This window comes from Clostridium fessum, assembly GCF_027698965.1.
Classification (GTDB): Bacteria; Bacillota; Clostridia; order Lachnospirales; family Lachnospiraceae; genus Otoolea; species Otoolea fessa.
In genome coordinates this window covers 566,002-578,092 of sequence record NZ_JAQEQF010000001.1, presented here as the reverse complement: position 1 = coordinate 578,092, position 12,091 = coordinate 566,002, and the positions used below count along the sequence as shown (strand labels likewise).

Below are 12,091 nucleotides of genomic sequence, written 5' to 3'. Positions count from 1 at the left end.
TGCAGGCTAAAGTAACGAGAATGCGGTGTGCCGTTTTTCAAGAGGTATTATATTATCTTGAAATTTCTCTTGTCACGTGTTTTAACCACTCTTTTTCTTCGTCATTCATATACGGAGAAATGGTTTCGTATACGTCTTTATGGTATGTATTTAAGCGCTCGATATCCGCGTCATCCATGAAACGTGTATCCAGTGCCTCTAAGTCAATCGGCGCCTTGGTCAGGAATTCGAACTTCAGGAACTGTCCGTACTCATTTTTCTCATCCTCGACACATAAGATCAGGTTCTCTGTTCTGGTTCCGAAATCGCCAGCAAAGTACAGACCCGGCTCATCGGAGCAGATCATGCCCGGCTCAATCACAGCACTGTCCTGACGCTCCGGAACAACCTTCCAGCGCAGTCCGTTCGGTCTCTCATGTACGTTAGAAAGATATCCAACACCATGTCCGGTACCATGTGCAAAATCAAGACCACGTTTCCAGAATGCTTCACGGATGGTGTAGTCTAAGTTGATTCCCCGGCAGCCGTGAAGGAACTTCATGGTTGATACCTTCAGCATAGCGGCTGCTACGATTGTGTAGTACTCTTTTTCCTTCTCGGTCAGAGGTCCTAATGCATAGGTTCTTGTGATATCAGTAGTTCCCTCTAAATACTGTCCGCCGGAATCTACCAGCAGAAGACCTTCCGGTTTTAATTTCTTGCATACCTCATCGCTTGGATGATAATGGCACATTGCTGCATTTTCCTTGTAAGCGGCAATGGTTACGAAACTTGGCTCGATATAGTTGCCCTGCTCTGCTCGCAGTTCTTCAATTTTATGAGCCGCTGTCATCTCTGTCATATCGCAGGTTCCGATGGTATGCTTCAGCCAGTACATAAACTTGGTAACAGCAATGCCATCTTTTAAATGGGCCCTACGCATATTTTCGATCTCGGTCGCATTCTTAACAGCCTTCATGGTCGCACAAGGATTCATCTCGTCTATAATACGGCAGGAAGCATCAATGCTCTCGCATACAGCAAAGCTTGCTTTCTTGCGTTCCAGAAGAATCTTCTCATTCTTCAGGGCTGCCACATCCTGTAAGAATTCCGCATACTCTTTTACCTGAACCTTTGCCTCAGCTAAAGCCGCACAAACCTCTTTTCCCATCTTAGTATCTTCTTTGATAGCTTCTTTCTGTACGTATAAATAGGCTTCATCCTGTGTAATAAGTGCATAGGACAGAAATACCGGGTTATTTACAATATCGTTTCCACGAAGGTTGAATAACCATGCGATTTCATCCAGAGCCGTCATAAGATGAATCTGTGCTTTATTTTTCTTCATGGCATCACGAAGATCTGAAAGTTTCTCTACGGTACTCTTTCCGGCATATTTTACATCCAGGCTCCAGATAGGCTCGCAGGACATAGCCGGACGGGAAGTCCAGATCTCACCTACCAGATCCTTGCTGCAGTTGATTGTTACATTTTTTTCCTGCAGTAAGTTCTGAAGACCATACCCCAACTCAGAGTTTACAACACGACCGTCAAATCCAAGGCATCCATCAACCGGAAGCTCCTCCTCTAAAAACTCGTCCAGAGTCGGGAATTCAGGTTCACCCATGCGGTATAATTTGATCTCACTGCCTGAAAGCTGCTCTTCTGCCTGTACAAAGTATCTTCCGTCTGTCCAGAGTCCGGCTTTGTCCATAGTGATAACAGCCGTTCCAGCGGTTCCGTTGAAACCGGTCAGGAAGTGACGGCATTTAAAGAATTCTCCTACATACTCAGATTCATGAAAATCCGCAGTCGGAACCAGGTATGCATCGATTCCCAGTTCTTTCATGCGATCTCTTAATTGTCCAATTTTTACATTTGTCTGGTTCATTATTTCCTCCTTCATACGATTTTTTTGAAAAAATATGTACTCCTGGAATGTCTATGCATTCCGCATAAAACATTCCCAGAGTACATCTTATTCTAGTTATTTAAATTATCGTAACGTTTCAGCCCCATTAGCCAAGAAACATTCCAACGCCCGGTCCTAACGGAAGGTTAAGTACGATCCATAATACTAACAGGATACTCCATCCAATCAGGAAGCAGATACTGTACGGAAGCATGGTGGAAACCAGTGTTCCGATACCAGCCTCTTTATCATATTTCTTCATGAATACGATAATCATTGCGAAATAGGACATCATCGGAGTGATAACGTTTGTACAGGAGTCACCGATACGGTAAGCAACCTGAGCGAACTCCGGTGTGTAACCTAACAGCATGAACATCGGTACGAATACCGGCGCGATCAGAGCCCATTTTGCAGATGCAGAACCCATGAACAGGTTGATGAAGGCTGCAAAAAGAACGAATAAGATCATGGTCGGGATAGTTCCAATACCAGAGCTTCTAAAGAATTCAGCTCCCTTTAATGCAAGGATCGTTCCTAATTTGGTATAACCAAAGAAGTTAATAAACTGTGCTGCCACAAAGGTCAGAGCGATGTAGGAGCTCATGGTTCCCATGGCACGTCCCATAGCGTTGCAGACATCCTTCTCTCCGTGATATACGCCAGTCATATGACCATATACAACAGACGGCACGAAGAAAAGTACAGTGATAATCGGGATGATGCCCTCCATAAACGGAGAGTTTCCTAACAGTGTTCCATCCTCAGCTCTCATAACAGAGTTAGCCGGGAGACAGAAAGCTACCAGAACCAGAATCATAACCAGTAAGGTTAAACCAGCTACTTTCAGAGCTTTTCTTTCCTGGTCGTTTAATTTATACTCAGAGCTTGTTTCATTCTCTTCCCCATTGCCGTGATACTCACCAAAACGCGGTGCAACGACTTTCTCAGTGATGATAGTACCTAAGATTGTGATCAGGAAGGTAGACACCATCATGAAGTACCAGTTTCCGGTCGGCTCAACTACATAAGTCGGGTCTACCATCTTTACAGCCTCGTTGGTAATACCGCAAAGAAGCGGATCCAGAGTACCGATTAATAAGTTTGCAGAGAAACCACCGGATACACCTGCAAATGCTGCAGCCATACCAACTACCGGATGACGATTGTATGCCATGAACATCAGTGCTGCGATCGGAATCAGAACGATGTATCCAACTGCATCGGCCAGGTTGGACATAACGCCTAAGAATACGATCATCGGAGTAATTAACTTAGCCGGAGTAACCTCTACAGCAGACTTTAATGCGCCGCCAATTAAACCACTGTCCTCCAGAAGTCCGATACCAAACATAGCTACCAGGACAACTCCCAAAGGAGCGAATCCTGTAAAGTTAGTGATTGCATGTGTCAGCATGTACACAAGCCCCTCACCATTCAAAAGGCTGACAGCCTGAACCGTCTGCGTCTCTACGACTCCCTTAGAACGGTTAACCAGTTCACCTGTTGCCGAAACTCCAGCCATCTCACAGACAGCAGAAAGAACGATAACAAAGAGAACTAAAATTGCAAAAATAGAAATCGGATGCGGAAGTTTATTTCCGACTTTCTCAATTCCGTTCAGCCAGCGGTTTAATAACGAAGGCTTATCTTTTGCTTGTTCGTTTGCTTTTCCCATTTTTTCCTCCATTCCCAACTTATACGTATAAGTGAATTTTGTATTGTTAGAATATCACAAAAGGATCGGCATTTCAATTATTTTTTTAGCAATATTAAATTATTGTGTATTTTAGTGAATTTCTATAGACATTTTTAGAGAAATTTAATAAACTGTAAAAGTGTTATAAGGAGTCTACAAAATTATGAAAAAAAATGTTACTGCAAAAGACATCGCAAAACTCTGCGGAGTCTCTCAGGCGACTGTATCTTATGTGATCAATAATCGCCAGAATCAGAAGATCAGTGAGGAAACCAGACGCAAGGTTTTAGAGGCTGTTGAAACACTTCACTACTATCCCAATGCCTCTGCCAAAAGCATGCGGACCAAAAACTGCACATCCATCGGAATTGTATGTGCAAAAGATTACAGCCGCCAGGCTTTCTTAAATGCTTTTACCGGAATCAGCCAGTACCTGTCCCAGATCGACTATACCATCACGATTTTCAATGAAATGGATGATATAGATTCTTCTCCGGATTATGTCAAAAGCTATTATTCCAACGTGATCGATGGACTCATTTTTATTTCCAACGATGATCACGCTGCTTTTACAAAACCGGCCGATGAAAATCATATTCCTTATGTGGTTATCTGTATGGACGGAGTTTTCTCAAAAAAAACACCGTTCCCCCATGCATTTGAATATGCCCTGCAGGAATGTGCCTCCTTCTGTCTGGAAAAGGAAATCCGCGAAGTGCGGTATTTTTCCATCAGCAACGACGGTCTTTTAGTTAATAATAAATATCCGCTTTTTGAATCCCTGCTTCGCCGGACGGCACCGAACTGCCATCTGGAGCACGTGATCTGCCCTATCAAGGATCGTGATCTGATTCATTTGCAGCAATTTTTAGCTAAATACATGGAAAACCGCAGTTTTGATCTTGCCATTTCTCAAAACTACGACATTGGACTGCTGCTGCAGCGTGAAATATTAAAAACAGGCTTTTCCATCCCTCAGAGAATTCGCCATATCTTCCTGAACGAGGTGAATTTCTATGAAATGGACTATCCTTCTATCAGCGGCATTGATATTCCCTACGATCAAATGGGCGAGTATGCTGCCAAACTTCTTCTTGCTATGATCGAAAACCGTGAATCTGAATTTACCTACCAGGAATTCAAGTGCCGCCTCATTCAGAGAGAAACGACGCTGTGACGCTGTTAAAATACTGCGCCTTATAAAGATCAAAAAGAGAACACCCGCTAATTCCAGTTTATGAATTGCCGGATGTTCTCTTTTTTATGATTTTCTTTTCAAAGATCAAGGATATCTGATCTTTTTTACTTTTTATTCGTTACAGTTCAGCCATGACATCTTCCGTATTCTCAGATTCGGTTTCTTCTCCGTCCTGTTCCTCCAGAAATTCGTCTTCTTCATCCTCATCCTTGTCGCTCTCCCGCACCTTGGCGATGCTTGCAACTGCTATGCCGGATTCAGCATCAATACTCATCAGCTTCACACCGGAGGTATTGCGTCCGATAATCGAGATGTCGCTGACTGCCATCTTGATGATGATGCCTTCATTGGTAATCAGCATGATCTTGCGCTCATTATCTACCAGCTTTGCACCCACCAAATCACCGGTTTTGTCGATGATCTTATAGCAGCGCACGCCCTTGCCGCCTCGGTTCTGGGCTGTAAATTCATCAATCGGAGTGCGTTTTCCATAACCATTTTCCGATACCACCAGCAGGCATTCTCCCTGGCTGGCCATCTGCATACCGATGACTTCATCGCCTTCATCAAACTTCATGCCGATAACCCCCATGGAAACACGGCCTGTTACGCGGACATCGGTCTCATGGAATCGGATACACATACCTTTCTTTGTGATCAGGAAAATATCTTCGGTATTATCGGTAGCCTTAACTTCGATCAATTCATCGTCATCACGAAGTACAATCGCCTGAAGACCGTTCTTGCGGACATTGCTGTATTCCTTCATCGGAGTCTTCTTAACCATACCATTGCGGGTTGCCATGAAGAGATATTTCTCATCATCGATCTCCTTCATAGGAACGATGGATGTGATCTTCTCGCCTGGCATCAGCGGAAGCAGATTCACGATGGCAGTACCTCTGGCAGTGCGTCCTGCCTCCGGAATCTCGTATCCCTTCAGACGGTATACGCGTCCCTTGTTGGTAAAGAACATCACATAATGATGGGTTGTGGTCATCAGCAGATCTTCGATATAATCTTCCTCAATAGTCTGCATGCCCTTGATTCCCTTGCCTCCGCGGTTCTGGCTCTTGAAATTATCGCTGGACATTCTCTTAATATAGCCAAAATTGGTCATGGTCACAACGATATCGTCATCCGGGATCAAATCCTCCGCAGACATATCGTATTCATCATATCCGATGGCGGTACGGCGGTCATCTCCGTATTTATCAGCGATGAGGGAGATCTCCTCCTTGATAACACACAGAAGTTTCTTCTCATCTGCCAGAATCGCTTTCAACTCTGCAATCTTTGCCTCCAGCTCTTTATATTCATTTTCCAGTTTCTCGCGTTCCAGACCGGTCAGAGCACGCAGACGCATATCTACGATGGCCTGTGCCTGTGCATCCGAAAGATCAAAACGCTCCATTAACTGAGCTTTCGCCGCCTGAACATTGGCAGAACCGCGGATGATCTTAATAACCTCATCGATATGATCCAGTGCCTTTAAAAGACCTTCCAAAATATGGGCTCTCTCTTCTGCCTTGTTCAGATCATATTTGGTTCTTCTGGTTACCACATCCTCCTGGTGCTTTAAGTAATATTCCAGGATCTGCTGCAGATTTAAGATACGCGGCTCATTATTAACCAGCGCCAGCATAATCACACCAAAGGTGTCCTGCAGCTGTGTATGCTTCAGCAGACGGTTCATGATGACATTGGCATTCACATCACGGCGCAGTTCAATGCAGATCCGAAGTCCCTCACGGTTGGATTCATCACGCAGATCCGTGATTCCATCAAGCTTTTTATCCTTTACAAGCTCTGCGATCTTTTCGATCAAACGAGCCTTATTCACTGCATAAGGAAGCTCTGTCACGATGATACGGCTCTTGCCATTTGCCATGGCCTCGATATTGTATACAGCCCGTACACGGATCTTGCCGCGTCCGGTTCTGTACGCTTCTTCGATGCCTGCTTTTCCAAGGATGGTTGCTCCTGTCGGGAAATCAGGTCCCTTTACGATCTCCATCAGTTCTTCGATGGTAGTCGGGCGGTCTTCCTCCACCCGGTTGTCTATGATCTTGACAACGGCAGCAATCACCTCACGCAGGTTGTGAGGCGGAATATTCGTTGCCATACCAACGGCGATACCGGTGCCGCCATTTACCAGAATATTGGGAAAACGAGCCGGAAGAACCGTCGGTTCTTTCTCAGTCTCATCAAAGTTCGGCATGAAATCAACGGTATTCTTGCCAATATCCGCCAGCATCTCCATGGAAATACGGCTCAGTCTTGCCTCGGTGTATCGCATCGCTGCGGCGCCGTCGCCGTCCATGGAACCGAAGTTTCCATGTCCATCTACAAGCGGGTAACGGGTAGCCCATTTCTGAGCCATATTTACCAACGCACCATAGATTGAACTGTCACCATGTGGGTGGTATTTACCCATTGTATCACCGACGATACGGGCTGACTTACGGTGGGGCTTATCCGGTCCATTATTCAGCTCAACCATCGAATAAAGCACTCGTCTCTGCACCGGTTTCAAGCCATCCCGCACATCCGGAAGTGCACGGGCAGCAATAACGCTCATCGCATAATCGATGTAAGACGTTTCCATTGTCTTTTTCAGATCAATGTCATGAATTTTGTCAAATATATTTGGTTCCATCTATACTCCTTTCGTCCTCAAAAGGATTTAAGTGACTTAAATTTAATTAAATATCCAGGTTCTTTACGTACTTCGCATTTGCCTCGATAAACTCACGGCGCGGCTCAACCTGATCCCCCATCAGGGTAGCAAATGTCAGATCAACCTCCGAAGCAGTCTCACTGTCGATCTGGACACGGAGAAGAATTCGGCGCTCCGGATCCATGGTAGTCTCCCAAAGCTGTTCCGCGTCCATCTCACCCAGACCTTTATAACGCTGGATCTTATTGTTGTTGTCACGGCCAATCTCAGTCAGAATCGAATTCAGCTCATCATCGCTGTATGCATACCAGACACGCTTATTCTTCTCGATCTTATAAAGCGGCGGCTGTGCCAGATATACATGTCCTTCCCGGATCAAATCCGGCATAAAACGATACAGGAACGTCAGAAGCAGGGTACTGATATGTGCACCATCCACATCGGCATCGGTCATGATAATGATCTTGTTGTAACGAAGTTTTGAAATATCAAAATCTTCATGAATACCGGTACCAAATGCCGTGATCATCGCACGGATCTCCGCATTGCCGTAAATTCGATCCAGTCTTGCTTTTTCTACGTTTAAGATCTTGCCTCGAAGAGGCAGGATAGCCTGATTCGATTTATTTCTCGCCTCTTTGGCGGAACCGCCCGCGGAATCTCCCTCTACGATGTAGATCTCGCAGTTTTCCGGATTCTTATCGGAACAGTCGGCTAACTTTCCTGGAAGCGCCATGCCATCGAGCGCTGATTTACGTCTCGTCATCTCGCGGGCCTTGCGGGCTGCGTCGCGGGCTCTCTTGGCAAGAATCGATTTCTCACAGATGATCTTGGCAACCGCCGGATTCTGCTCTAAGAAATACGTCAGCTGCTCGCTCACGATCGCATCAACCGCCGTGCGGGCCTCGCTGTTGCCGAGTTTCTGCTTCGTCTGTCCCTCAAACTGAGGCTCCTCGATCTTGACGCTGATGATGGCTGTAATGCCCTCGCGGATATCCTCGCCACTGAGCGCCGGTTCATTTTCCTTGAGAAGCTTATTTTTCTTTGCATAATCGTTAAAAGTCTTCGTCAGCGCGCTCTTGAAACCAGCCAGATGCGTACCGCCCTCCGGGGTATTGATATTGTTGACGAATGTGTAGATATTTTCCGTGTAGGAATCGTTATGCTGCATCGCCACCTCGACAAACACCTTGTCCTTGATGCCCTCGCAGTAAATAACCGGCTCATAGAGCTTCTCATTGCTCCGGTTCAAGTAGGTGACAAATTCCTTGATACCGCCCTCGTAATGGAAAGTCTTCTCATGCTTTACCTCGCGGTCATCACGCAGCGTGATCCGGAGGTTTTTCGTCAGGAATGCCGTCTCACGCAGGCGTACTTTTAACGTATCATAGTCGTAGACCGTTTCCTCGAAAATCTCCTTATCCGGCAGGAATACAACCCGTGTGCCGTGCTTATCCGGAGCACACTCACCGACTACTTTCAGCGGATACATGGTTTTGCCGCGCTCATAGCGCTGCTTATATACCTTTCCATCGCGGCAGATCTCAACCTCCAGCCACTCGGAAAGGGCGTTTACAACCGATGCACCTACACCGTGAAGTCCGCCTGATACCTTATATCCGCCACCGCCGAATTTACCGCCTGCATGCAGGATCGTAAATACAACCTCAACGGCCGGAAGTCCGGCTTTTTTCTGAATATCAACCGGGATACCACGACCGTCATCCTGTACCGTGATGGAATTATCTGCATTGATCTGTACTTCAATGTGACTGCAGAATCCGGCTAATGCCTCATCTACGGAGTTGTCAACTATCTCATACACCAGGTGATGGAGGCCTCTTACAGATGTGCTGCCTATATACATACCAGGACGCTTTCTGACCGCCTCCAATCCCTCCAATATCTGTATTTGATCTGCACTGTATTCTGAACCCATAGTTCCTCCTTCACTTGCTGTTTTATGTCTGACTAGTTGTCTTGTTTGGACGTTCACAGGTGACCGTCCCGCTCACGACCCGAAAGGTCTTATCTATCTGGAAGCTGTGGCTGATAAAATCATCCAAGCCTGTACAGGTAATGATCGTCTGTATATGACGTATGCTGGCGAGCAGATGATCCTGCCGTTTCCCATCTAACTCCGACAAAACATCGTCGAGAAGCAGAATCGGATACTCCTTTTTGATCTTTTTAACCAGCTCAATCTCCGCCAGTTTGAGCGATAATGCCGCCGTCCTCTGCTGTCCCTGTGAACCGAAGCGCCGGATGTCAATCCCGTTGACATAGAAACTTAAGTCATCCCGGTGCGGTCCGACCAGCGTCGTCTTCTGCTTCCGGTCCGCCTCGCGGCTCTTTTTGACAGCCGCTTCCAGCTGATCCGCCTCCGTGTTCGGCTCATACTGAATAACAAGCTCTTCCTTTCCGCCCGACAATTTCTGATGGATCGGACGGATCAATTCGTTTAATTCACCGATAAATTCCCGCCGGTACTGGCTCACCTCCCGCCCGTAGGAAGCAAGCTGCATATCCCATATATCCAGCATCTCCTCGTACTCGGGATGGAAAAACAGCTCCTTTAAGAGCTTATTTCTCTGTATCACTACCCGGTTGTACTGCACCAGCGAATGGACGTAGAGCCGGTTTAACTGACATAACTCCAGATCAATAAAACGGCGTCGATCCGCCGGCCCGTTCTTAATGAGATTCAGATCTTCCGGCGAAAAAAACACCACGTTAACGATGCCGAAAAGCTCGCTCGCCCGCCGGATCGGAATCCCGTTGACCGCCACGCCCTTCGTCTTATTTTTCTTTAGGTGCATGTCGATCCGGTATGGCACATCGTCCTTGCGAAGCTGCATCTTGATGTGGGACTCGTCCTCTCCGAATTCGATGATCTCCCTGTCCTTGCTGCCGCGGTGGGACTTGGTCGTCGCACACACGTAGACCGCTTCAAGAATATTGGTTTTACCCTGCGCGTTGTCCCCGTAGAGAACATTCGTCCCCGGATCAAAATCCATATGTAATTCCCCGTAATTGCGGTAATTTTTGAGTTCGATCGATTCGATAAACATGAAACCATCCTTTATTTGGTGATTGTTACGGTCTCTCCGTCATACTCGACTTTGTCCCCGTCGTAAAGCTTCTTGCCGCGCTGCATCTCCACCGCGCCATTGACCTTCACAAGCCCGTCCTGAATCGCAAATTTAGCATCCACGCCGGACTCTACCAGACCGGCTGCCTTAAGCGCCTGACCCAGTTTTATAAATTCATCTCTCAGTTTTATCTCCATCTTATTTCAGATCCTTTCTGTCACTGTCTGCCTGCACCTGCCATGTCAAAAAATGGCAGGTTAGATCGCTGCCGCATTGAAATTGACCGGCAGGATCAGATAGATGTAAGTCTCCTCCTCGTCCCGGATAAAGCACGGGGATTTCGGATTCATCATGTACAGAGTCACTTCCTCATCATCGATGATTCGCAGCGCATCACCCAAAAACTTCGGGTTGAAGCCGATCATCAGGTCTTTTCCAAACTTGGTAATCGCCAGACGTGCATCCATCGTACCGAAGGCGGAATGCATCTTTAACTCCATTTCTTCATCGGTAAAGTTTAAGATCAAAGGTTTCTTATCATTTTCACGGACGAGAATGCTCGCACGGTCGATCGCATCCATGAAATCACGGCGGTTCAAGGTAACTTTCGTCTCATAATCGGAGGAAAGCATCTGATTGATCCGGAAATACTCGCCCTCAATCAGGCGGGATAACACGATCGTGTCGTCAAATTCAAACATGATGTGGTTGGTGCTGAAGAAAATCTGTACCTCAGAGTCGTTGTCACCGTTTAAGATCTTGCTGATCTCACCTAAAGTCTTGCCAGGAACGATGACTTTTATATCATCGTACTGTTCTTTTAATGCAACTTTGCGGATCGACATGCGGTGTCCGTCGAGGGAAACGAGCTTAAGTTCATTGCCGGTGACCTCCATCAGCTCACCGGTCATCATCTTGTTGCTGTCGTTCGGCGAGATCGAGAAGATCGTCTGGCGGATGATCTCTTTTAAGGTAAACTGGGAAAGTGTGATGAATTTATCCCGCTCAATGTGGGGAATATAGGAAAATTCATCGCCGTCCTTGCCCTGAATCTGGAAAATAGCCTTGTCACAGGTGATCGTCGTGTTGTATTTTTCATCCGATTCGATCGTGATCGTAGAATTTTCGCCGGAGAGCTTGCGGATAATATCGGAAAAAAGCTTGGCATCAAGAGCGATTTTTCCACGTTCCAGGATCGTTCCTTCGACCTTCGTCTCAATTCCCAGCTCCATATCGTTGCCGGTCAGTTTGATCTCATCCGAAACAGCATCGATCAGGATGCATTCGAGAATCGGCATGGTGGTTTTGGAAGGAACGGCCTTCAGAACAATGTTGATGCCGTTCATTAAATGATCTTTTTCAAATGAAAGCTTCATGTTTGTTGATAACTCCTTTGCTAAAAATAACGTGGAACGGAAAGAAAAGATATATATAAATTCCGTCGCAATCGTAGTAGGGGCTGTGAATATGTGGAATTCTCCGGACAGCCCCGAAAATACAGGGGTTCAGACTCCTTTTGAATGGTTAAAAA

General features: G+C 46.3%; 8 protein-coding genes. 1 reads left to right on the top strand and 7 read right to left on the bottom strand.

Annotated features, from left to right (window positions below; genetic code table 11):
* Positions 1-52: 52 nt before the first annotated feature.
* Positions 53-1,870, bottom strand: a complete 1,818-nt coding sequence (locus tag PG862_RS02720) for an aminopeptidase P family N-terminal domain-containing protein (protein WP_107000966.1) — start codon at positions 1,868-1,870, stop codon at positions 53-55.
* A 127-nt stretch (positions 1,871-1,997) separates the two neighbouring features.
* The gene (locus PG862_RS02715; protein WP_022358501.1) at positions 1,998-3,569 is read right to left on the bottom strand and encodes an AbgT family transporter; all 1,572 of its coding nucleotides are present in this window, start codon (positions 3,567-3,569) and stop codon (positions 1,998-2,000) included.
* A 184-nt stretch (positions 3,570-3,753) separates the two neighbouring features.
* Here PG862_RS02715 and PG862_RS02710 point away from each other — a divergent pair, with 184 nt between their 5' ends.
* Entirely contained in the window at positions 3,754-4,767 is a 1,014-nt protein-coding gene (locus PG862_RS02710) for a LacI family DNA-binding transcriptional regulator (protein ID WP_118696093.1), read from the top strand.
* 139 nt (positions 4,768-4,906) lie between these two features.
* Here PG862_RS02710 and gyrA read toward each other — a convergent pair whose 3' ends face one another.
* From gyrA to dnaN, 5 genes are read right to left on the bottom strand one after another with little or no spacing between them, the layout of a single operon-like run.
* A complete protein-coding gene (gyrA, locus tag PG862_RS02705; protein ID WP_270706387.1) occupies positions 4,907-7,447 on the bottom strand; it encodes a DNA gyrase subunit A in 2,541 nt (846 codons plus the stop codon).
* 46 nt (positions 7,448-7,493) lie between these two features.
* The gene (gene gyrB, locus PG862_RS02700; protein ID WP_270706385.1) at positions 7,494-9,407 is read right to left on the bottom strand and encodes a DNA topoisomerase (ATP-hydrolyzing) subunit B; all 1,914 of its coding nucleotides are present in this window, start codon (positions 9,405-9,407) and stop codon (positions 7,494-7,496) included.
* 22 nt (positions 9,408-9,429) lie between these two features.
* Positions 9,430-10,539 (bottom strand): DNA replication/repair protein RecF, encoded by a 1,110-nt coding sequence (recF, locus tag PG862_RS02695; RefSeq protein ID WP_117796771.1) that lies wholly within the window; start codon positions 10,537-10,539, stop codon positions 9,430-9,432.
* An 11-nt stretch (positions 10,540-10,550) separates the two neighbouring features.
* Positions 10,551-10,757: an RNA-binding S4 domain-containing protein gene (locus tag PG862_RS02690; RefSeq protein ID WP_107000960.1), complete on the bottom strand. Its 207-nt coding sequence runs from the start codon at positions 10,755-10,757 to the stop codon at positions 10,551-10,553.
* A gap of 60 nt (positions 10,758-10,817) precedes the next feature.
* Entirely contained in the window at positions 10,818-11,936 is a 1,119-nt protein-coding gene (gene dnaN, locus PG862_RS02685; RefSeq protein ID WP_118524027.1) for a DNA polymerase III subunit beta, read from the bottom strand.
* Positions 11,937-12,091 lie beyond the last annotated feature (155 nt).